This is a genomic window from Actinorectispora metalli, from assembly GCF_056323685.1.
Genome location: NZ_JBREYE010000001.1, coordinates 1845020 through 1866676, shown reverse-complemented (window position 1 = coordinate 1866676; position 21657 = coordinate 1845020). Strand labels below are relative to the sequence as shown.

Here is a 21657-nt window from a genome sequence, read left to right as displayed (position 1 = left end):
GGACGTGTCGGAAGACCTGACCGGACGCCGCCTTGGCCACTACCGAATCGATCGTGTGCTGGGCCGCGGCGGTATGAGCGTGATGTACCGAGCCACCGACGTCCGGCTGGGGCGCAAGGTCGCGCTCAAGGTCATCGCCGAGCACATCACCGAGGACCCGGAGTTCCGCGAGCGGTTTGTCGACGAGGCACGCAACACCTCGGCCATCGACCACGCGCATGTGGTGCCGCTCTACGACTTCGGCGAGGTCGACGGGCTGCTCTACATCGCGATGCGGCTGGTGGACGGTTCGGATCTGGCGGGTCTGATCAAGGACGGGCCGATTTCGCCCGCCAGGGCGCTGATCCTGCTCGGCCAGGTGGCCGACGCGTTGGACATGGTGCACGGGCGCGGGCTGGTGCACTTGGACGTCAAGCCCGCCAACGTGCTGGTGACCAACAAGGAGACCAGCGGCGAGCACGTCTATGTCGCGGACTTCGGCCTGACCCGCCGCGGCGCCACCGGTCACCGCACCAAGACCGGCGACTTCCTCGGCTCGCCCACCTACGCCGCCCCCGAGCACCTGCGCGGTGAACCGGTGGACGGCCGCACCGACCTTTACGCGCTGGCGTGCGTTCTCTTCGCCTGCCTGACCGGACGGCCGCCGTTCCAGGGCAAGGTGCCCGAGGTGATCCAGGGCCACCTGGCCTTGGAGCCGCCCGCGGTGACCTCGGTCGTCGTGCTGCCGTCCGCGATCGACGCGGTCGTGCGCAAGGGCATGGCCAAAGACCCCAAGCAGCGTTACGACTCCTGCCGGGAGATGCTCTCGGCCGCGCGGTCGGCGTTGATCAACGCCCAGAACCCGAGCCAGCCGCCTCCGCTGCGCCAGCCTGGTTCGGCGCACGCCTCGACGCCGGTCAGTGGCGGCGGCAGTATCAGCGGCCGGGCCAACGTGAGCGGCGGACACAGCGGCAGGGCCGGAGTGAGCGGCGGCCACAGCGGCGCGGGCGTCTCCCAGCCGGTGCCCGGCCCGGTCAGCGGACCGCACCCGGTGCAGCCGCAGTGGAACCCGCAGACCGGTCCGCAGCGCGTGCCGCACCAGCAGCAGTCGCAGCCCAGCGGCCCGTACCCGACCGGCCCGTACGCGAACCGCCCGAGGCCGCAGCAGCTGCCGCCCGCCCCGCCGCCGGTGTCCGCGGAGCCCATGCGCCTGCGGCCGCCGATGCCGGTGCAGACCACCGCGTTCGCCGACACCGGAGCGGGCGCGAAGTGGCTCGGCCCGGTGCTCATCGGAACGGCCGTCGTGCTGCTGGTCATCATCCTGGCGATCGCCTTCTCGTGACCTGGCTTTCTTGATCCTTTCCGGGTGCCTCTGCTTGCACTCGCCCTCCGAGAGTGCTAAACAGGCATTGGCACTCGGAACAGCTGAGTGCCAACCGCGGCCCCGGATGCTGCGTGATCAGCGGCCTGTCGCCTTCAGCGCGCTGAAGTTGAAGACGGCAGGGCTGATCACGGGTTTCCAGCCGCATCAGGTCGGGACGGTGAGGCCTCGCACCGGGTAACAACCGGTCGTGGCCGTCCGTCGCGGGCACCGAGCCTGGCCGAGCACCGTAGTCATTCCAAGCCCTGGGACACCCGCTCCCGGGCTACCACCGGAGGACCACACCGCATGGCCAAGATGATTGCGTTCGACGAGGACGCCCGCCGGGGCCTTGAGCGCGGCATGAACACCCTCGCCGACGCCGTCAAGGTGACGTTGGGCCCCAAGGGCCGCAACGTCGTTCTTGAGAAGAAGTGGGGCGCGCCCACCATCACCAACGATGGTGTCTCGATCGCCAAGGAGATCGAGCTTGAGGACCCGTGGGAGAAGATCGGGGCCGAGCTCGTCAAGGAAGTCGCCAAGAAGACCGACGATGTCGCCGGTGACGGCACCACCACCGCCACGGTGCTGGCTCAGGCCCTGGTTCGGGAGGGTCTGCGCAACGTGGCCGCGGGTGCCAACCCGATGGCTTTGAAGCGTGGTATCGAGAAGGCCACCGAGGCTGTCGCCGAGCAGTTGCTCAAGACCGCCAAGGAGGTCGAGACCAAGGAGCAGATCGCTGCCACGGCCTCGATCTCGGCCGCTGACACCACGATCGGTGAGTTGATCGCCGAGGCGATGGACAAGGTCGGCAAGGAAGGTGTCATCACCGTCGAGGAGAGCAACACCCTGGGTCTTGAGCTTGAGCTCACCGAGGGCATGCGCTTCGACAAGGGATACATCTCCGGTTACTTCGTGACCGACGCCGAGCGTCAGGAAGCGGTCCTCGAGGACCCGTACGTCCTGCTGTTCGGCTCCAAGATCGCCACTGTGAAGGACCTGCTCCCGCTGCTGGAGAAGGTCATGCAGTCCGGCAAGCCGCTGGTCATCATCGCCGAGGACGTCGAGGGCGAGGCCCTGGCCACCCTGGTCGTGAACAAGATCCGCGGCACCTTCAAGTCGGTTGCCGTCAAGGCTCCCGGTTTCGGTGACCGTCGTAAGGCGATGTTGCAGGACATGGCGATCCTGACCGGTGGCCAGGTCATCAGCGAGGAGGTCGGCCTCAAGCTGGACAACGCCGACCTGTCCCTGCTGGGCCGCGCCCGCAAGATCGTGGTCACCAAGGACGAGACCACCGTGGTCGAGGGCTCCGGCGACAGCGAGGCCATCGCGGGCCGGGTCGCCCAGATCCGCGCCGAGATCGACAAGAGCGACTCCGACTACGACCGCGAGAAGCTGCAGGAGCGCCTGGCCAAGCTGGCGGGCGGTGTCGCGGTGATCAAGGCCGGTGCCGCCACCGAGGTCGAGCTCAAGGAACGCAAGCACCGCATCGAAGACGCCGTCCGCAACGCCAAGGCCGCTGTGGAAGAGGGCATCGTGGCCGGTGGTGGCGTCGCGCTGCTGCAAGCCGCCGAGACCGCCTTCGGCGGCTTGGGCCTGGAAGGCGACGAGGCCACCGGCGCCAACATCGTCAAGGTCGCCCTGGAGGCCCCGCTCAAGCAGATCGCGGTCAACGCCGGTCTCGAAGGCGGAGTCGTCGTCGAGAAGGTCAAGAACCTCAAGGCGGGCGAGGGCCTGGACGCCGCCACCGGCGAGTACAAGGACCTCATCGCCGCGGGCATCATCGACCCCGCCAAGGTCACCCGCTCCGCACTGCAAAACGCCGCCTCCATCGCGGCGCTGTTCCTCACCACCGAGGCAGTCGTCGCCGAGAAGCCGGAAGCCAACAAGGCTCCCGCAGGCGGCGCTCCCGACGCGGGCGGCATGGACTTCTGATCCACGCCCCCAGCTAGGAACCGCAAGTCCCGAAAGGGGCCGGCCCGCACCAGCGGACCGGCCCCTTTCGCTTGCGCGGAGGACATAAACACGGTTGCGGTTTCCCGATCGATTTATCCGACGATGGCGATGGTGTAGAGGTAGTCGAGCCAACGCAGGGCGTCTTCTCGGCGGGCCGGGTTGTTTGTTGGCGTTCCAGCTCCCAGGCGACCATCTGGCGGGCGATCTGCGCGCGGATGACCAAGGGCAGTTCTTCGCCTCCCTGTTCCTCGAATGGGTGACTCACGTCCGTCATCGGTCGCTCCTGGGAAGATTGGGGGGTGGTCCCGTTCGGGGAAGCGGGACCACCCGCGCTCGGCCCGCAGCGGGTGTGTGAGAGCGGAACCTCGCGCTGAATTGAAAGTAGCGCGATGTGTTCTCCAAGCAAAGTCAGAGGCGATCAGTATGCTCAATAAGTCGTTGACGGATTCCTGGTATTCCTAATTCCAGGAATAAATGGAACGGTGCGAGATGGGGATACCTCCAGAACCACTTGCCCTGCGCCGCCAACTTGGGCTGCGGCTGCGCAAGCTCCGGGAGGACGCTGGCTTCACGGCGGCCGAAGTTGCCGAAGCGCTGTACGTCAAGCAACCGGCGATCAGCAAGATGGAGAGCGGCCAACAAGGCATCAACCGTGTCTACGTCGACATCATGCTCGACATGTACGGCGTCGATCCGCACACAGCAGAGACCCTGAAGCGCCTAGCCGAGCAGGCCGCGGAGCCCCGGGCGGATTGGTGGGCCTCATATGGAGATTCGGTTGCTGACTGGTTCCGTCTGATGGTGGGATTGGAAGCTGACGCGGTCCGCATGATGACCTATCAGGCCGAGTTCATCCCTGGATTGCTTCAGACCGAAGGTTATACGCGTGCGCTGTTCGATGTAGAGCCGGGCGAGATCTCAGCTCGCCAGATCCAGCAGGTGATCGACTTTCGAGCTGCACGCCAGGAGCGGCTTTTGGGCGGACCTGAGCCTAGCCTTCATTTTGTGGTCAACGAGGCGGCGCTCCGGCGCGGTGTTCCGGATCGGAATCTCATGGGTGAGCAGCTGGAACGCTTGCTTTCGCTGACATCCCTCGACCATGTTTGTTTGCAGATAATACCCTTTGATGTGGGTCCTCATCCGTTGATGATCGGCTCCACGATTATGTTGGAGTTTGCCGAGCCCGAACTCGATCTGATTTACATGGAGTATTTCGGCGGAGCTGCTTATAGCGATGAGCGTCGTAAACTGGATTGGTTTCGTTCGTCTTTTGATCGCGTTGCAAGGCAGGCGCTTGACCCGCAAGCATCGATTGCTTTTATTGATAGGGTGGCTTCTGGTGTGTGAGAGCAGAGGAGCCAGCCATGAAGACTGGGGACCTTGGCGGCCCAGGATGGCGTAAGTCAAGCCGAAGCGGCGTTCAGGGCGGCGACTGCGTCGAGGTGGTGCTGACGTCTCACAGCGTCGGCGTTCGGGACTCGAAGGCCCCCATCTCGGGCGTTTTGATCTTCTCGAGGGCGTCGTGGGAAAGGTTCGTTGGAGAGCTCAAGCGCAGCTAGGCTCGCTGGCGTGGACTCTTCCGCGAACATCCGGCTTTCCATCCGCTGGGAGGACGACGCCGTCGTCTTGCTCGACCAGCGGGGGTTGCCGCACAAGCACCTCACCATGCGCCTCAACAGCGTCGATGCCGTCATCGACGCGATTCGCACATTGGCCGTGCGGGGAGCGCCCGCCATTGGGATCGCGGGAGCCCTGGGCGTGGCGATCTCGGCGCGGGTCAACTCCGACCCCGCCGCCGTCCACGCCGACGCCGAGCGGATCGCGTCCGCCCGGCCCACCGCCGTGCACCTCGCCGACGGTGTGCAGCGCGCGCTGATGCGGCTTCCCGAAGGCGCCGATGCCGTGCTGGCCGAGGCGTTCGCCCTCATCTGGGAGGACGTCGAAACCAACCAGCGCGCCGCCCGGCACGCCGCCGACCTCCTTCTTGAGCTCTGCGCCAAGGACAAGCTGCGCGTCCTGACCCACTGCAACACCGGACGCCTGGCCACCGCCGCCTGGGGCACCGCGCTCGGCACCATCCGCGACCTGCACGGCCGGGGCCGCCTGGACAGCGTCCTCGCGGGCGAGACCCGCCCCCTCATGCAGGGCGCCCGGCTCACCGCGTGGGAACTCGCCGAGGAGAAGATCCCGCACCGGCTGTGCGTCGACAGCGCGGGGCCCGCCGCGATCGCGACCGGACAAGTGGACTGCGTGATCGTCGGCGCCGACCGGATCGCCGTGAACGGCGACACCGCCAACAAGATCGGCACCTACAGCCTGGCGCTGGCAGCCAAGCGCCACGACGTCCCGTTCCTCGTCGTCGCGGGCGCCTCCACCATCGACACCTCGCTGCCCTCCGGTGACGGCATCGTCATCGAGGAGCGCGCGGCCACCGAGGTGACCGCCATCGCCGACGTGCCGATCGCCCCCGAGGGCACCCCCGTCTACAACCCGGCCTTCGACGTCACCCCGGCCGACCTGATCACCGCGATCGTCACCGAAGACGGCGCCTACCAGCAGCTTCGGCGGGCGTCATGAGCTCTGTCGCACGGCTCACCGAACTGTCCCACCTCTTCTACCAGCGCGGCTGGATGGAGGGCACCTCCGGCAACCTCTCGGTCCGTACCAGCGACCCGGACCGGGTGCTGATCACGCCAAGCGCGTGCTGCAAGGGCGAACTGACCACCGCCGACATCGTGCTGGTCGACATCAACACCGGCACCGCCGTCGAGCCGGGTGGACCCGCCGTCTCCCGCGACACCGGCATCCACACCGCCATCTACCGGGAGCGGCCCGACTGCGGCGCGGTGGTGCACCTGCACACCCCCTACGCCACCGTGCTGGCCACCCGCACCGCCCGGGACGGCGGCAGCGCCGTGGAGATCCACGATCTCCAGTTCATCAAAGGCCTCGGCACCGAAGACCCCACCAAGATCAGCATGCCGGTCTTCACCAACTGGCTGGAGGTCTCCCGGATCGCGGGCGAGGTCGGCACGGCGCTGGCCACCCGGACGGACCTGCCGCCCGTGCTGCTGGTCGCGAACCACGGCGCGTTCGTCTGGGGGCCCGACCTGGACACCGCCCGCAACCGGTTCGAATGCCTCGAGGCGCTCTGCCAGCTTGAGGTGCTGCTGAGCCGCTAGTCGGCGCGGCCGTCACCGAACGGGTCGCCGGTCTCCGGCTTGGATGTCCCAGCCACTGGATGTCCTTCACTCCGCCGAACGATGGGGGACCCCGCCCCGAACCCGCTGTGCAGTGTGGGTTCGGGGCGAACCCCCGGTCCGGTCCCCTCGACGCCGGATGTCAGTCACGGCGCACGCCGATGTTGACACCGCGAACCCCGGGAACGGAACACAGACGGTTGGTTGTGCTGGTTTCCGTCATTACGCTGGGATGCGATGCACACATCGGTCGCGCTGGACGAGTTGGACCGCAGGATCATCTGCGGGTTGCAGATCAATCCGCGAGCAAGCTGGGCCCGCCTCGGCGAGGTGCTGGAAACCTCGGAACGCACCGTCGCCCGCCGGGCCCGCCGCCTCTACGACGACGCGCTGCTCAGGGTCGTCGCCGCCAGCAACCTCCGACCCACCTCACCGCGGGTGCTGGTGCGGTTCGGTGTGCACAACGGCCAAGGCGCCCAACTCGTCCGCACCCTCATGGACCGGCCCGAGACCTGGTGGGTGGCGAGCTTCAACCTCGGTCAGGAAGTGGCCTGCCTGGTCGCCATCGAGAAGGCCCAGAACGCACGTTGGCTGGACTCGGTGATCGCCGCGCACGCGCCCGAAGTGCTGGGCGTCCACGAGATCCTCATGCTGTTCGCCGCGCCGCACCGCTGGCACGCCGGGCTGCTCGCCCCCGACGAGGCCGATGCGCTGGGCGGGGAGCCCGCGGACACCGGCGAACCCACCGCCGCCCTGGACCAACTGGACCGGCGGCTGATCGCGCTCATCGAGCAGGACGCCAGAACCAGCCATCGCAGCCTGGCCCGGCACACCTACGCCTCGGAGGCCACCGTCGGCCGCAGGCTACAGAAGGTGCTGGGCACCGGGGTGGTGGAACTGCACACCGAGATCAGCCTGCCGCTGCTGGAGTTCGACGCCGAGGCCGCGCTGTGGCTGACCGTGCACCCCGGGTCGATCGAATCCGTCGGCGCCGCCCTGCACGCCCAGCCCGGCTGCCGCTTCGTCGGCGCGGTGTCCGGCAGCACCAACATGCTCGCCGTGGTCGCCATGCCGGACAACTTCGCGCTGTATGAGTTCCTCACCAAGACCGTCGGCACGCTGCCCGGGGTGCTGCGCACCGAACTCGCCCCGACCACCGCGACGCTCAAATGCGCCGGGGTGTCCCGGGATGGTCACCGCATCTCGATTTGAGCGGGTATCCGCAGGTCAAAAGCGTAGGATTCACCCGTTCGCCCGCTGAGTGAGGGAGTGCGGTGTGGTCAGAATGCGGCTGCGGCCGGTCGATGTGGACGAAACGCATCGGGTAACCCCGTTCGAGCTGTTCTTCGACCTGGTCTTCGTGTTCGCGATGACCCAGGTGACGGCCTACCTCGCCGCGCACCTCAGCGCCCGCGGCGTCCTCGAGGGCCTGCTCATCCTGACCCTGCTCTGGTGGTGCTGGGTCGGCTACTCCTGGCTGGGCGCCGTGGTCCGCGCCGACGAAGGCCTGCTCCGCCTGCTCATCGTGGTGGCCATGGCCGCGCTGCTGGTGTTCTCCATCGCCGTCCCCGAGACCTTCCACGACCTCCCCGGCGGACTGCACGGCCCGCTCGTGGTCGCGATCTGCATGATCGTGGTCCGCGGAGTGCACCTGACCCTGTTCTGGCACGCCGCGCAGAACGACGAGACGCTCAAATGCCAGATCGTGCGGTTCCTCTGGCCCACCGGGGTCGGCGCCGCGCTGCTGCTGGCCGCCGCGCTCGTCGACGGCTGGTACCGGCTGGCGCTGTTCGCCGCCGCGCTGGCAGCCGACTACCTGCTCACCCAGGTCATCGGCGCCGCGGGCTGGCGCCTGAAGTCCCCCGGCCACTTCGCCGAACGCCATGGCCTGATCATCATCATCGCGATCGGCGAGTCCATCGTGTCCATCGGCGTCGGCGTCCAGGACAAGCCGACCACCCTGCCGATAGTGATCGCCGCCGTCCTGGGCCTGCTCGCCGCGGTCGCACTGTGGTGGCTCTACTTCGACGTGGTCGCCCCCGTGGGCGAACACGTGCTGGCCGAGAAGTCCGGCGTCGAGCGGATGGCCCTGGCCCGCGACTCCTACACCTACCTGCACCTGCCCATGGTCGCGGGCATCGTGCTGCTCGCCCTCGGCCTGAAGAAAGTGCCGCTCTACGTCGCCGACCACGGCCTCGACGACCCGCTCAAAGGCTTCGCCGCGGCGGCGCTGGTCCTCGGCCCCGCGCTGTACCTCATCGGGCTGATCGGGTTCCGCCTCCGCAACCTCGGCACCTGGAACGTCCCGAGAACGGTCACCGCCGCCGTGCTGCTGCTGTCGATCCCGCTGGTGCCCCTGGTGCCCGCCATCGCCGCGCTCACCGCCCTCGTCGGGGTGCTCGCGGCACTGGTCGCCGTCGAGGTGGTCCTCTTCCGCGAGGCCCGCGCCGCGATCAGGCGGAAGGTCCACTCACAGCACTGACCTCCTCCTCCGGCACCAGCGCCCAGCAGGCGACGTAGACGACGACGGTGATGCCGAACCCGAGCACGGTCAACGCGACCGACCCGAGCCGAACCAGCGTCGGGTCCACGTCCAGCAGCCTCGCCGCGCCGCCACACACCCCGCTCACCATCCGGTCATCCCGGCTGCGCCGGAGTGTCTTGTGCTCTGTTGTCATGCACCTATGCTGTGCTCTCGCCGGTACCCCCGGCATTGGGGCGAACCATGAGCCGACCCGGAAACCCGGGTAGCTCAACAGGGCCAATCGGACAAAGTGCAGGATGGCGCGGTGACCTCTCGTCTGCTCGCGGTGGCCGTCGGCGTGCTCGCGCTGGTGGCGGGCTGCACGTCGGCCGACCCCGCCCCCACGACACCCGACAAGGCGCCCACCGCCCAGCCCGCCCAACGCGACCGGTTCACCGTCGCCGCCAGCGGTGACGTGTTGATCCACCCCGCCCTCACCGCCCAGGCCGAGGCCGACGCGGGCAGCGAGTCGGAGCGGGACTTCGGGCCACTGCTGGCGGGCATCAAACGCGCGGTCTCCGGCGCCGACCTCGGCATCTGCCACCTCGAGGTGCCGATCGCGCCCCCGACCGGCCCGTTCACCGGCTACCCCGACTTCAGCGCCCCGCCCGAGATCGCCAAGGCGCTGGCCGCCACCGGATACGACAGTTGCACCACCGCGTCCAACCACACCCTGGACAAGGGCGCCGATGGCGTGAAGCGCACCCTGGACGCACTTGACTCCGCGGGCCTGGACCACACCGGCTCCGCCCGCAACCCCGCCGAAGCGGCCAAACCGCTGATCTACGAGGTCAACGGCGTGAAGGTCGGCCACATCTCCTACACCTACGGCTTCAACGGCCGCGAGATCCCCGCCGACAAGCCCTGGCTGACCAACAAGCTGGACCCCGCCAAGGTGCTGGCCGCGGCCCGCAAGGCCCGCCAGGCGGGCGCCGAGGTCGTGCTGGCCAGCCTGCACTGGGGCATCGAGCACAAGCACGAGCCCACCGCCGAGCAGCGCAGCATCGCCAAACAGCTTCTCGCCGACCCCGCGATCGACCTGATCATCGGCCACCACGCCCACGTGGTGCAGCCCTTCGAGAAGTTCGGCGACAAGTGGGTGACCTACGGCCTCGGCAACCTCGTCGCCAAGCACGAGCAGCCCCGCGGCACCACCGAGGAAGGCGCCATCGCCCGCTTCACCTTCACCCGCCAGGGCACCGGCTGGAAGGTCACCAAAGCGGAGTTCGTGCCCACCCTGGTCGAGCTCGGCCCCCCGATCCGCCTGATCGACCTCTCCGAGGCCCAACCCACCAAGCGCCGCACCGAAGCCTTTCAACGCACCGACCGCATCATCAACAGCCGCGGCGGCAAAGAAGACGGCCTCACCCGCCCAGCGCCTTGATGACGGGTGCGTGATCCACGCACCCCGCATCCACTACTCGTCCAGCAGTTGAGCCGGGTCGAACTCGATCAGAAACGGCTCCTCGATGCGCAGGGTCTGTCCCGCCCCACCGATGGCGATGAGCTCGTACTCATCGTTCTCGTTGAGCTTGTGCACCATCACAACCGGCAGCGGATGCTCCCGTCCCCTGAAGTTGTTCAGTTCAACTCGCCAGTAGTAGGGCACCCTCCCCTCGGCGTAGAGGAACGGCTTCAGAGTTCGATCTTGTGCTCGTGAACCCGGCGAGACGATCTCAACCGCCAACAGAACGTCCTCAGGCTGCACCCAGCACGAAGACCCGTTGTAGGTGTCGGATCGAAGCACAACGACATCCGGCACCAACCAACGCTCCTCGCTGTACAAGATGCCGACTCCGTGCTTGACCCGGAACGGACGGTCTTGCACCTTGGCCGCCGCGGACCGCAGGGCGAACTCCAGCATGTACTCCGTGCCCTGATGACCCACGTTGGGCGGGGGGTTCATGATGAGCGCCCCGTCCACGATCTCGTAGAACCTGCTGGTGTCGTGCTCCATCGCGAACAGGTCGTCGGTCGTCCAGGGACCCTCGTGCTCAGGATCGGTGTTGTGGGCCGGTGCGGCCATCGGCGCTCACCTCCAATGTGGTTACCAGCGTCCCACCTCGGTGGACCCGGCGCATAGACACCCGGGTGAGGTGAAAAACATTCGGATCTGTACACACTCCAACCCCCTTCGAAACGGGAGGCGGAATTGCCTCCCACCCGAAACAGAGGCGGCCGCGGGCCAATCCGGACCGTGATACCGAATTGTTACCCGAAAGGGTTACCCGACCTCGGGGAGTTTCGGACCGAGCAGGTCATCAGCGTCGACGATCGTGTACGCATAACCCTGTTCGGCAAGGAACCGTTGGCGGTGCGCGGCATAGTCGGTGTCGAGTGTGTCGCGCGACACCACCGAATAGAAATGCGCCTGCCGACCGTCGCCCTTGGGTCGCAGGACGCGTCCAAGTCGCTGGGCTTCCTCCTGGCGCGAGCCGAATGTGCCCGACACCTGGATGGCCACCGAGGCCTCGGGCAGGTCGATGGAGAAGTTCGCCACCTTCGACACCACCAGGGTGCGGATCTCACCGCGGCGGAACGCGTCGAAGAGCACCTCGCGCTCCTTGTTCCTGGTGGAGCCCTGGATGATCGGCGCGTCCAACTCGGCGCCCAACTCCTCCAACTGGTCCAGGTACGCGCCGATGACCAGCGTCGGCTCGCCCTTGTGCCGCTCCAGGATCGACTTGACCACCGCCACCTTGGTGCGGGCCGTCGAGCAGGTCTTGTACTTCTCCTCCGGCTCCGCGGTCGCGTAGGTCAGGCGCTCGGCATCGGTCAGCGTGACCCGCACCTCGGTGCAGTCCGCGGGCGCGATCCAGCCCTGCGCCTCGATATCCCGCCACGGCGCGTCGTAGCGCTTCGGCCCGATCAGCGAGAACACATCGCCCTCGCGGCCGTCCTCCCTGACCAGCGTCGCGGTCAACCCGAGCCTGCGCCGCGACTGGAGGTCGGCGGTCATCCGGAACACCGGAGCGGGCAGCAGGTGTACCTCGTCGTAGATGACCAGGCCCCAGTCCCGGGAGTCGAACAACTCCAGGTGGCGGTACTCGCCCTTGTTCTTGCGGGTGATCACCTGGTAGGTCGCGATGGTGACCGGGCGGATCTCCTTGCGCTCGCCGGAGTACTCGCCGATCTCCTCCTCGGTCAGCGAGGTCCGCGCGATCAGTTCGCGCTTCCACTGCCTGCCCGCCACGGTGTTGGTGACCAGGATCAACGTGGTGGCCGACGCCTCTGCCATGCAGGCCGCGCCGACCATCGTCTTGCCTGCGCCGCAGGGCAGCACCACCACACCCGAGCCGCCCGCCCAGAACGCCTGGGTGGCCTGCCGCTGGTAGTCGCGCAGGCGCCAGCCGTTCTCCGCGAGCGAAATGTCGTGGTGCTCACCGTCGACGTAGCCCGCGAGGTCCTCGGCGGGCCAGCCCACCTTCAGCAGCGCCTGCTTGAGCCTGCCGCGCTCCGAGGGGTGCACGATCACCGTGTCGTCGTCGAGCTGTGCGCCCAGCATCGGCGTGATCTTCTTGTTGCGCAGCACCTCGACCAGCACCGCGCGGTCCAGCGACACCAGCACCAGGCCGTGTGCGGGGTGGTTGGTCAACTGGAGCCTGCCGAAGCGGCCGATGGTGTCCACCACGTCGACCAGCAGCGGCTGCGGAACGGGGTAGCGGGAGAAGCGCACCAGCGCGTCCACCACCTGCTCCGCGTCGTGGCCCGCCGCTCTGGCGTTCCACAGCGCGAGCGGCGTCACGCGGTAGGTGTGCACGTGCTCGGGAGCGCGTTCCAGCTCGGCGAACGGCGCGATGGCGATCCGCGCGTCATCCGCCGCCGGATGGTCCACCTCGAGCAAAAGCGTCTTGTCAGACTGAACGATCAGGGGTCCGTCGGTCACGTGTCTCCCGGGTTGCTACTCCACAGCTGTGCCGACCAGTGTGCCAAGAACCCTGCCGGGCAGCGGCGACAGCTCAGCCGACACCCGGCGGCATCATCCGTCTGATCTCGATCCGGCCCGGCGTGAGCTGGTAGATGTGCACCAGCTCACTGACCCGCTGGAGGCGCTCCCGGTCCAGCGTGGTGGGGAAGACGCCGATCGACACCAGCGCGGCGTCCATGCTCTCCACATCGGCGTATTGGGGGAGTACCGCCTGCACCGCCATCCGGTCGCTGGCCCGGCGCTGAGCCTCGGAAAGCGCCCGACGGAAAGCCGCCATCGCCTTCGGACGTGACTCGGTGAATTTCCGACTTGAGACGTAGCCGGTGAGCGGGAAATCCTGGGTCGCGCCGCGAGCCGTGTCAATAACGATCTGAGCACCATTTTGCACGCGGATCTTCGTAATGTACGGCTCGATCATCCAGGCGGCGTCGACCGTTCCATTCTTCAGCGCATCAGTCATATTGGCGAATGGCATAGGGATGTAGGTTATTTGGTCCTTTGACACGCCCGCCTGCTCCAGTGAAGCGGTGGTCGTCAGGGTCGCCACATCCGCGAGCGCGTTGACCGCGATCCGGGGGTTCGGCTTGAACGTCGGGGTCGTGTACTCCTTGTTCAGCGTGACCAGCGCCATGGAGTTCGGTCCCGCCTGGTACGCCTCGCCCTGCAGCTCGAGTTCGAGGTTGTTGGCCACCGCCTTCACCATCGCCACATAGCTCGCCAGCGCGACGTCCACGGTGCCCGCGTCCACTTGGCGGATGGCGTCCTCGGTGGAGGGCATGGTCACAAGCTCGACAGACAGGCCCGCGTCGTTGAAGATCCGGTTGTTCTGCGCGATGTAGAGCGGTGCCGCGTCGATGCTGGGCAGCACGCCGACCCGCAGGCTGCTGACCTCCAGCTGCTCCGCCTCCCCGCGGCCGGGGATCAGGCTGCACGACGTCGAGGAGATGGCCAGCGCCGCGGCGGCTACGAGGCTCGCCGTCAGCCTGACCGCACGTCTGGTGGCCACACCGCTCATTTCTGTCCTTCGCTGCGTATCGGGGCCGAAGTTCGCTCATCGGCATGCCGGTCCAGTCAACTCCGCCGGCGCGAACACCGTCGATGCGTCGCCGACCGACAGGCCAGTCCGGTGATGGTAACCATCCATAAGGCTGACGAACAGAGCGAGAGACGGACACGTTCCGTGCTGTAGATTGTCTGCCGAGTGTGGTACCGATCACCTCTTTATCGATCTTCTTTACAGGTAGTCAAGGTGCAATGTGGCGCTCGGTTCGTAACGGCGACTATGGCGCGGACGTTAGGTACTGTGTTGCAATTCGGCCGATTACCGGTTGGGCGTCGCGTCGAGTTGGGACGCCCGCCGGCACGGGCGTGGTGGATGTAGGAAGCCAGGAGTGGCCGGTCGCAGGAGAACTCCGGACGGTCTTGGGCCGACAGCGGGAGTCGGGCAGGATCGACCGGATCGGGCGAACGATTGGTTGCGGAGAGTAGCGATCTGATGCGTGGTGCTCAGGGACCAGCGGATCCTGAAGAGCCGATGAGCCAACCCATGGTGGACACCTCGGGTGGGTCGACCGAGCGCTGGCGGCTGCGCAACTGGCGGCTGCGGACCAAACTGCTGTGGGTCATGATCATTCCGACGGTGGCCGCGCTCATCCTGGGCGGCCTGCGCTTCTACTCGGATGTGGACGAGGCGAACCGGCTGGCCGACCTCGCGCAGGCTGCCCGCCTGCAAACCAGCGCCTCCAAGCTGACCAACGAACTTCAGAAGGAACGCGACCAGGCCACCCGATACGTCGCGGCGGGCAGGCCTGCTGACCGGCCCGGCGGCGAGGTGACCGCCGGTGGCGCCACCTTCGTCCGGCAGCGTCAGCGCGTCGACGACGCGGCCAACAAGTTCCGCTCCGAGGTCGACCGCATCGGTCCCGGCCTGCCCGGCAACGTCGCCGAGAGCTACCGGCAGTCGGTGTCCCAGCTGGGCCGCATCGAGGAGCTGCGCAAGGCGACGCTCGGCACGAGCTACACCGAGGACGCGCTGCTGGACGCCTACTCCGGTCTGGTCGCCTCCCTGCTGGAACTCAGCCAGCTCTCCGTCGCCACCAGCGACGACCCCGAGATCGCCAGGATCCAGCTGGCCACCTCGGCGATCTCCCAGATGCAGGAGCAGCTCTCGCTGCGCAGGGCGCTGCTCTACGTGGCCCTGGAGAAGAAGAGCCTGCCGCCCGCCCAGGCGAACGAGCTGGTCGCGGCCGCGGCCGTCACCGAATCGGCCAAGCAGTCCTTCTTCAACGCCGCCAGCCCCGAGCAGCGGCAGGAGTTCGACGACACGTTCACCGGCTCCAGCGTCGACACCGCCAACGGCATGGAAGAAACCGCCATCCAGCGAAGTCTGGCGCAGCAGGAGCAGACCGAGAACGCCAACCGCTGGGACTCGATGGCGACCAACCGCAGCGTGCGGATCAACCAGGTCGAGGACCAGCTGCTCAAGGACCTCACCGCCCGGTCCGACTCGCTGGCCGCTGGTGCCCGCAACTCCGCCATCATCGGTGCGTCGATCGTGCTCGCGGTGCTGCTCATCGGCCTGATCATGATGCTGGTGGTGGCACGCTCGCTGCTGCGTCCGCTGCGCACCCTGCGCGCCACCGCGCTGGAGGTCGCCGACTACCGGCTGCCGCAGGCGGTGGAGGGCATCCTCGCCTCGCCGGACCCGGTCGCGGCCTCCAAGCACGCCATCGCCCCGGTGCCGATCCACTCCTCGGAGGAGGTCGGCGAGGTCGCCAGGGCCTTCGACGCCGTGCACGGCGAAGCGGTCCGGCTGGCCGCCGAGCAGGCGCTGCTGCGCGACAACATCAACTCGATGTTCGTCAACCTCTCCCGCCGCAGTCAGGCGCTGGTCGAACGCCAGCTTGGCCTGATCGACCGGCTGGAGCGCGACGAGCAGGACCCCGATCAGTTGGCCAGCCTCTTCGAGCTGGACCACCTCGCGACCCGCATGCGCCGCAACAGCGAGAACCTGCTGGTGCTTTCCGGCACCGAGATGACGCGGCGGCTGGGCAAGCCGATCGCGGTCAACGAGGTGCTCGGCGCGGCCAAGTCCGAGATCGAGCAGTACGCCAGGGTGCAGGTCGTCGCGGTGCCGGAGGTCGCACTCGCGGGCCGCGCCGCCAACGACCTCATCCACCTGGTGGCCGAGTTGCTGGACAACGCCACCACGTTCTCCGACCCGCAGACCGACATCAAGGTCCACACCGCGGTGAACCGGGACGGCGACCTCGCGATCGAGATCGTGGACAACGGCTTCGGCATCCCCGAGCCGGAACTGGCGCAGATCAACGAGCGCCTGGCCGACCCGCCCGAGGTGGACGTCTCGGTGGCCCGCCGAATGGGCCTGTACGTGGTCGGTCGGCTGGCCAAGCGGCACGACATCACGGTGCGGCTGCGCAACAACGAAGGCGTCGCGGGCGGTACCACCGCACTCGTGCTGGTGCCCGCACCGCTGCTCAACCAGCCGGGAGGCGGCCCCTCCACCGGCATCCAGTTCGGCACCCCGACGGGCATGCCCTTGGGGCCGGGCAAAGAGGCGGTCACCCCGCCGTTCCAGCTTCTGCAGGGACGCGGCGAGAGCACCGTCACCGACGTTCCCACCGTGGTCGATGGCCCACCCGTGCTCGACGAACGGCAACCGGAGCAGCCCGAACCAGCGGGTGCTCAGGAGTTCACCGGCCAGTGCGCGACGCCAGCGGAGCAGGCGCCCGAGCAGGACTACGAGCTGGAACCGGAGCCGCCACGACCGGCCCCGGTCGGCTCCGCCCCCGCCCGGACCGCCGACGATGACGACTGGCTGTTCACGGACACCCACTCCCAGCAGGCGGATGTGGAGCCCGAGCCGGTGCAGGATGTGCCGACCAGGCACCTGCCAGGCCTGCCCGGACCGGTGGAGGCGCCGCTGCAGGCCCCGGCCACCTCGGACAACGGAAACGGAGTCGGCGCGCCGCCGCGTCGGGAGTACGTGGAGGCTCCCACCGAGCGGCTGCCCATCTACGAAGCGATGCTCTCTCAGTGGTTCAAGTCGATGGACACCGAGGAGCCGCCGGTCACCGGCCCCGTCGGCGCGCTGAACCAGCCGCCGACCGGCGGTAACGGCGTGCTGAACCAACCGCAGACCGGCGGCAACGGCGTGCAGCCGAGGCCCGTCGCACCGAAGCCGCAACCGCAGGCGCAGCCGCGGCAGCCCGCCCCGGCGCCCGCGCCGCAGCCGGTCGCCACCCAGGCCCCGCAGCCCGAGCCCGCGGCTGACCCGTGGACCTCGCCCGGTGACGACGGCTGGCGGGCGGCGCAGGCGCTGAGCACCCCCGCCGCCAAGCCCGCGAAGCTGACCTCGGCGGGCCTGCCGAAGCGGGTGCCCAAGCAGCACCTGGTGCCGGGCTCGGCCACCCCGAAGCAGCAGGCGACGCCGCCCGCGGCTGTGGGTGCCATCACCACCAGATCCGCCGACGACGTGCGCGGCAGGATGTCTAATTTCCAGTCTGGTCTTCGCCGGGGTCGACATGCGATGGTCGACGCGGCGGTGGGCGAGCGGGGACAGGGCGATTCGCCCCGTCCGCCGCGTGGGCAGGGCAGTGAGGAACGGGAGTGAGCGTGTCTATCCAGTCGTCAAGCAGCAGCTTCAGCTGGTTGATCACCGACTTCGTCCGCCGGGTGCCCGGTGCGGCGCACGCTGTGGTGGTCTCCGCCGACGGTCTCCTCCTTGCCAGCTCGCAGGGACTGCCACGGGACCGCGCCGAGCAGCTTTCTGCGGTCTCCTCGGGCCTGGTCAGCCTCACCAAGGGCGCGGCGCGCTGCTTCGAGGCGGGTGATGTCACCCAGACCGTGGTGGAGATGGAGCGGGGTTACCTGTTCCTGATGTCGATCAGCGACGGTTCCTGCCTCGCAGTGTTGGCGGCGCCGAACTGTGACATCGGTCTGATTGCCTATGAAATGACCTTGCTGGTGGAGCGAGTCGGCCAGCAGATGACGCCGGAGCTTCGCGCTCAACTCCAGGGAGCGGTGCGTCGGTGATGTGTTGGCCTGAGCAGAGATGGGGGGTGAGCAGCCGGTGGTGAACGCGGACGTCGGTGATCATTACCCTGAAGAGCGCTACAAGCAGTATTCCGACGAGCGGTTCGACGAGCGCACACCCGCGCTCGGCGCCGGGCTGTTCGGCGGCCCAGCGTCCACGCTCTTCGGCACCGGCATGCAGGCCTCGCTGGCTCAGGACGGCTACGACGACGGCTACGACGGGTACGACAGCCAGTACGAGGCGAGCTACCGCACGCCGCAGGGCGAGCTGGACCCGCGTGACCGCTACCGGGCGGCCAGCCAGGAGTTCACCGAGTCCGAGCTGGCAGGCTTGGACGACTCGGGCACGCTGGTCCGGCCGTATGCGATGACGGGTGGCCGCACCCGTCCCGACTACGATCTCGCCATCGAGGCCCTGATCTCCACCAGCGAGCTCGGCCGGGAGGCCGATGCCGCTGCCCTGCCGGAACATCGTTCGATCTGTGGGTTGTGCACCGAGACGCGCTCGGTCGCCGAAATCGCCGCACACATGCGACTGCCGCTGGGCGTCGTGCGGGTGCTGATCGGCGATATGGCGGGCATGGGCCTGGTGTCGGTGCACCAGAGCGGGGTGGTCGTTGGGGACCGACCGTCTCTCGCGTTCCTGGAAAGGGTGCTCAGTGGGCTTCGCAGGCTCTAGTGGTACGACTCCCGACACCCGTCACGCCACGACGTCGGCAAAGATCGTGGTCGCCGGCGGGTTCGGCGTCGGCAAGACCACGTTCGTCGGCTCGGTGCCGGAGATCGTTCCGCTGACCACCGAGGCGGTCATGACCGCGGCCAGCGTCGGCGTCGACGACCTGTCCGCCACGCCCGGCAAGACCACCACCACGGTGGCCATGGACTTCGGCCGAGTGTCGCTGGACAGCGACCTGATCCTGTACCTGTTCGGCACCCCGGGCCAGCACCGCTTCTGGTTCATGTGGGACGACCTCGTCAAGGGCGCCATCGGCGCGGTGGTCCTGGTCGACACCCGCAGGCTCGCCGACGCGTTCGCCTCGATCGACTTCTTCGACGACCGCAAACTGCCCTACGTGGTGGCGGTGAACTGCTTCAACGGCATGCTCCACCACGAGCTGGAAGACGTCCGCGAGGCGCTCACCATCGACCACTCGGTACCGGTCATCACCGTCGACGCCCGCCACCGCGAATCCACCAAACAAGCGCTGATCACGCTGGTGGAACACGCGATGCGCACCTGGATGTCCGTTCCGGCAGGCTGACAGGCGATCCGTACCTGCCCGAGGCCGCCGAGTTGATGGGGTCAGTCCTCGACCAGGGCCGCCGAGTTGATGCGGTGCAGGGGGTAGCGCCGGAGTTCGCCCGCGGTGTGGTCGAAGCCTTGCAGCACACCGCCGGTCACGCTGATCGGTGCGACGATCCGCTGGGTGGCGACGCCGTGCGAGTCCACGAAACCCAGCCACACCGTGCGCTGCTCGCTGGCCGCATCCTGCAGCAGCGCCAGCGTCGCCGACACCCCCGCCCCGGACACGGCCGACCCGCGGGGCGCGCTGGCGGCCCGGTCAGCGGCGCGGATCTGCCGCACCAGCGCGAGCAACTGCTCCTGCGACGGCTCGGTCGGGGTGACGCGTCGGTTCTGGCGAACCTTGGGCAGGATCCGCCGCGCGCCCGGCCGCAGATCCATCACCTGGCCGTCGGGGCCCTCGGCGGCAGGCGCGAAACCGGCCTCCCGCAACGTGTTCAGCACCTCGATCAGCGGCAGCGGACTGACCAGCACCGACGGCGCGATCTTGCGCAGTTCCAGTTGCGCGGCCGCCGGGTTGCGCAGCACCTCGGCCAGCACCACTTCGTCGTCACACCGCAGGAACGAGCCCGCGGTGCCGCCGCGAAGCACACCGTGCCGCCGCGCGACGTCGTCGATCAGGTAGCTCAGCGACTGCGGAATCGGTGTGCGAGAACGGGTTTTGAACATCTCGTGCAGCTCTGACGCGCTGCGGCCCGCGTCCAGCGCGCGCCGCAGGCTGGTCTCGGAGATGCGGTACACGGTGGCCGACCCCGCGGACTCCACGTCGGCGACCAGGTTCAGCTCAGTGGCCAGTTCCGGCTCCAGCTGACCGGGCGCGACCACCGTCAGGTCCGCCTGCACCAACACGTGGTCGACGGGATCGGGCATGGCCTCGGCCATGTGCTTGGCCGCCCCCACCGCGCCGTCGGCCAACAGTGACCGGCCCGCCGTGGACAGCGCACCGAGGGCCAGCACCCCAAGCTGGGTGGCCTCGCCGATGGTCCAGGACACGACCTCGTCCCGCAGCCTGCCGCCGCGTCGGGGCGCCCGCCAGGCCAGCACCTTCGCCACGTCACCGGGGTCGGTCAGGGCCGTGCCCTCGGGTAGCTCCGCGATCAGCTCCAGGATGCGAATCCGCTCCCGACCGGCCAGCGGGCGGCGCAGCTCCTCCGAAAGGACGCCCAGCAGCCGGTCCCGCTCATCCCGCGAACCGGCCAGCCCTGGCAGCCGCGGCAGCTCCAGCCACGCCTTCGCCAACGTCGCCCACCGGTGCTCCGGCGGATTGCCCAGCCAGCTGTCGGCCAGGTGCGTCGGCACCCACTCCGACTCCGACATCTCGCTGTCCGCGATCAGGCCCGCCCCCGCCGCCAGCTCGGCGACCAGCGCCGCGCGGCGCTCATCGGCGCCGAACTCCTTGGCCAGCCTGCGCAGCTCGCGGACGCCGAGCCCGCCGGAACGCAGCACCGGCGGCGGCTCCATCGAGAACAGGTGCAGCAGGATCTCGGTGTGCCGCAATAACTCCAGCGCCTCACCCGCAGCGGTGGCGTTCACCCTGGCTTGGTCCCTGGCCGCGGTGGCAGGCGCAGGCTCGTCCACTTCGACCGGACCGAGTGGACGATCGCCGCGCAGCGCGATGCCGAGCTGTCCTGGCAGCTCAACGGTCTCGGCGTCGCTGCGCAGCAGCAGCTTCTTGGCCAGCAGCCGCTGGATCGGGCTCTGCTCGGCGGTGGGCGGCAGCGGCGACCCGGCCTGCACGGTGCGGCCGATGGGCGGGCCGACCGCCAAGGCCTCCAGCACCTTGCGCTCGGCCTCCGGCAACGCGGCCAGCACGGCGGGCAGGTCGGCGCCCGCCAGGTCGGCGCTCTCCCGGCCGAGGCCGCCGGGGAACGCGGGCACCGCTTCCCTGGCCGCGGGGACCACGCTCAGCGCGTCCTCCTCACCCCAGGCGATGGCCAGCGCCGTCAACCGACCGACCGCCGCGCGCACCGCGGGCGACGGCACATCCGGGCCGAGCAGCTTCGCGACCGAGCCGAGTGGGGCCGGTGCCTTGTCCGCACCCGCGACGACCAGTGCCTCCAGCACCTGGAGGGTGAAAGCGTCCAACGTCTCGGCGGCCTTGGCCACCGACGCCCGGATACCGGCGCGGGTCGCCAGCACACTGGTGTCGGCGGGTGTCGGGGTGGCCAGATCCGGCCGGGCGCGCAGCAGTCCGGCGAGCGTGAGCTCGTCGCGGTCGCGCAGCCAGTCGGCCAGAGAGGTACCGGGCATCCCCTCCACGGTACCGAAGCGGTGCGAAGTGAGACCGCCGTCCCAGCCGGCGTGCGAGCCTGCTCACGTACACTTTGGCCCGTCCGAGGACATATCGAGGAG

Annotated in this window: 18 protein-coding genes; 13 read left to right on the top strand and 5 right to left on the bottom strand. The window is 68.5% G+C overall.

The features are described 5' to 3' along the window. The first annotated feature begins 4 nt into the window (after nt 1–4). From ACU6XJ_RS08545 to ACU6XJ_RS08510, 8 genes are all read left to right on the top strand, one after another. Nucleotides 5–1321 carry a serine/threonine-protein kinase gene (locus ACU6XJ_RS08545; protein ID WP_476308305.1) on the top strand — a complete coding sequence of 439 codons (1317 nt, stop codon included), beginning with the start codon at nt 5–7 and terminating at the stop codon, nt 1319–1321. Nucleotides 1322–1648: 327 nt separating this feature from the next. Continuing rightward, on the top strand, nt 1649–3274 hold the full coding sequence (gene groL / locus ACU6XJ_RS08540; protein ID WP_476308304.1) for a chaperonin GroEL: 1626 nt from the start codon (nt 1649–1651) through the stop codon (nt 3272–3274). 510 nt (nt 3275–3784) lie between these two features. Continuing rightward, nucleotides 3785–4642, top strand: coding sequence for a helix-turn-helix domain-containing protein (locus ACU6XJ_RS08535; protein WP_476308303.1), 858 nt, complete (start codon nt 3785–3787; stop codon nt 4640–4642). A 17-nt stretch (nt 4643–4659) separates the two neighbouring features. Then, nucleotides 4660–4854 (top strand): DUF397 domain-containing protein, encoded by a 195-nt coding sequence (locus ACU6XJ_RS08530; protein ID WP_476308302.1) that lies wholly within the window; start codon nt 4660–4662, stop codon nt 4852–4854. Between the two features lie 10 nt (nt 4855–4864). Then, on the top strand, nt 4865–5872 hold the full coding sequence (gene mtnA / locus ACU6XJ_RS08525) for an S-methyl-5-thioribose-1-phosphate isomerase (protein ID WP_476308300.1): 1008 nt from the start codon (nt 4865–4867) through the stop codon (nt 5870–5872). Further along, nucleotides 5869–6477, top strand: coding sequence for a methylthioribulose 1-phosphate dehydratase (gene mtnB / locus ACU6XJ_RS08520; RefSeq protein WP_476308298.1), 609 nt, complete (start codon nt 5869–5871; stop codon nt 6475–6477). Before mtnA ends, mtnB begins: the two co-directional genes overlap by 4 nt. 255 nt (nt 6478–6732) lie before the next feature. Next, nucleotides 6733–7707 carry an AsnC family transcriptional regulator gene (locus ACU6XJ_RS08515; RefSeq protein ID WP_476308297.1) on the top strand — a complete coding sequence of 325 codons (975 nt, stop codon included), beginning with the start codon at nt 6733–6735 and terminating at the stop codon, nt 7705–7707. Nucleotides 7708–7780: 73 nt separating this feature from the next. Next, entirely contained in the window at nt 7781–8977 is a 1197-nt protein-coding gene (locus ACU6XJ_RS08510; RefSeq protein WP_476313869.1) for a low temperature requirement protein A, read from the top strand. On the opposite strand, the gene ACU6XJ_RS08505 is transcribed toward ACU6XJ_RS08510, so the two are convergent. Continuing rightward, nucleotides 8949–9173: a PspC domain-containing protein gene (locus ACU6XJ_RS08505; RefSeq protein WP_476308295.1), complete on the bottom strand. Its 225-nt coding sequence runs from the start codon at nt 9171–9173 to the stop codon at nt 8949–8951. The genes ACU6XJ_RS08510 and ACU6XJ_RS08505 overlap by 29 nt on opposite strands. Nucleotides 9174–9284: 111 nt before the next feature. Here ACU6XJ_RS08505 and ACU6XJ_RS08500 point away from each other — a divergent pair, with 111 nt between their 5' ends. Continuing rightward, nucleotides 9285–10403 (top strand): CapA family protein, encoded by a 1119-nt coding sequence (locus tag ACU6XJ_RS08500; RefSeq protein WP_476308293.1) that lies wholly within the window; start codon nt 9285–9287, stop codon nt 10401–10403. A gap of 33 nt (nt 10404–10436) precedes the next feature. Here the strand turns inward: ACU6XJ_RS08500 and ACU6XJ_RS08495 are convergent, their stop codons facing one another. From ACU6XJ_RS08495 to ACU6XJ_RS08485, 3 genes are all read right to left on the bottom strand, one after another. Beyond that, nucleotides 10437–11045 carry a Uma2 family endonuclease gene (locus ACU6XJ_RS08495; RefSeq protein ID WP_476308291.1) on the bottom strand — a complete coding sequence of 203 codons (609 nt, stop codon included), beginning with the start codon at nt 11043–11045 and terminating at the stop codon, nt 10437–10439. 198 nt (nt 11046–11243) lie between these two features. Continuing rightward, nucleotides 11244–12905 carry a DNA repair helicase XPB gene (locus tag ACU6XJ_RS08490; protein WP_476308289.1) on the bottom strand — a complete coding sequence of 554 codons (1662 nt, stop codon included), beginning with the start codon at nt 12903–12905 and terminating at the stop codon, nt 11244–11246. 73 nt (nt 12906–12978) lie between these two features. After that, nucleotides 12979–13953 (bottom strand): ABC transporter substrate-binding protein, encoded by a 975-nt coding sequence (locus tag ACU6XJ_RS08485; RefSeq protein ID WP_476308288.1) that lies wholly within the window; start codon nt 13951–13953, stop codon nt 12979–12981. A 528-nt stretch (nt 13954–14481) separates the two neighbouring features. Here ACU6XJ_RS08485 and ACU6XJ_RS08480 point away from each other — a divergent pair. From ACU6XJ_RS08480 to ACU6XJ_RS08465, 4 genes are read left to right on the top strand one after another with little or no spacing between them, the layout of a single operon-like run. Further along, nucleotides 14482–17580 (top strand): sensor histidine kinase, encoded by a 3099-nt coding sequence (locus ACU6XJ_RS08480; protein WP_476308286.1) that lies wholly within the window; start codon nt 14482–14484, stop codon nt 17578–17580. Nucleotides 17581–17582: 2 nt separating this feature from the next. Further along, on the top strand, nt 17583–18002 hold the full coding sequence (locus ACU6XJ_RS08475) for a roadblock/LC7 domain-containing protein (protein ID WP_476313867.1): 420 nt from the start codon (nt 17583–17585) through the stop codon (nt 18000–18002). A gap of 19 nt (nt 18003–18021) precedes the next feature. Further along, entirely contained in the window at nt 18022–18681 is a 660-nt protein-coding gene (locus tag ACU6XJ_RS08470; protein ID WP_476308284.1) for a DUF742 domain-containing protein, read from the top strand. Beyond that, nucleotides 18662–19264, top strand: a complete 603-nt coding sequence (locus tag ACU6XJ_RS08465) for a GTP-binding protein (protein WP_476308283.1) — start codon at nt 18662–18664, stop codon at nt 19262–19264. The genes ACU6XJ_RS08470 and ACU6XJ_RS08465 overlap by 20 nt, the downstream gene beginning before the upstream one ends. Before the next feature lie 41 nt (nt 19265–19305). On the opposite strand, the gene ACU6XJ_RS08460 is transcribed toward ACU6XJ_RS08465, so the two are convergent. Next, nucleotides 19306–21555 carry a helicase-associated domain-containing protein gene (locus tag ACU6XJ_RS08460; protein WP_476308281.1) on the bottom strand — a complete coding sequence of 750 codons (2250 nt, stop codon included), beginning with the start codon at nt 21553–21555 and terminating at the stop codon, nt 19306–19308. Between the last annotated feature and the right edge of the window lie 102 nt (nt 21556–21657).

Bases quoted from the DNA above. Each gene is read 5' to 3' on its own strand.
- ACU6XJ_RS08530 (WP_476308302.1), top strand. From the start codon at position 4,660: ATGAAGACTGGGGACCTTGGCGGCCCAGGATGGCGTAAGTCAAGCCGA.
- groL (WP_476308304.1), top strand. From the start codon at position 1,649: ATGGCCAAGATGATTGCGTTCGACGAGGACGCCCGCCGGGGCCTTGAG.
- ACU6XJ_RS08510 (WP_476313869.1), top strand. From the start codon at position 7,781: ATGCGGCTGCGGCCGGTCGATGTGGACGAAACGCATCGGGTAACCCCG.
- ACU6XJ_RS08495 (WP_476308291.1), bottom strand. From the start codon at position 11,045: ATGGCCGCACCGGCCCACAACACCGATCCTGAGCACGAGGGTCCCTGG.
- ACU6XJ_RS08535 (WP_476308303.1), top strand. From the start codon at position 3,785: ATGGGGATACCTCCAGAACCACTTGCCCTGCGCCGCCAACTTGGGCTG.
- ACU6XJ_RS08515 (WP_476308297.1), top strand. From the start codon at position 6,733: ATGCACACATCGGTCGCGCTGGACGAGTTGGACCGCAGGATCATCTGC.
- ACU6XJ_RS08460 (WP_476308281.1), bottom strand. From the start codon at position 21,555: ATGCCCGGTACCTCTCTGGCCGACTGGCTGCGCGACCGCGACGAGCTC.
- ACU6XJ_RS08470 (WP_476308284.1), top strand. From the start codon at position 18,022: ATGGGGGGTGAGCAGCCGGTGGTGAACGCGGACGTCGGTGATCATTAC.
- mtnB (WP_476308298.1), top strand. From the start codon at position 5,869: ATGAGCTCTGTCGCACGGCTCACCGAACTGTCCCACCTCTTCTACCAG.
- ACU6XJ_RS08480 (WP_476308286.1), top strand. From the start codon at position 14,482: ATGAGCCAACCCATGGTGGACACCTCGGGTGGGTCGACCGAGCGCTGG.
- ACU6XJ_RS08505 (WP_476308295.1), bottom strand. From the start codon at position 9,173: ATGACAACAGAGCACAAGACACTCCGGCGCAGCCGGGATGACCGGATG.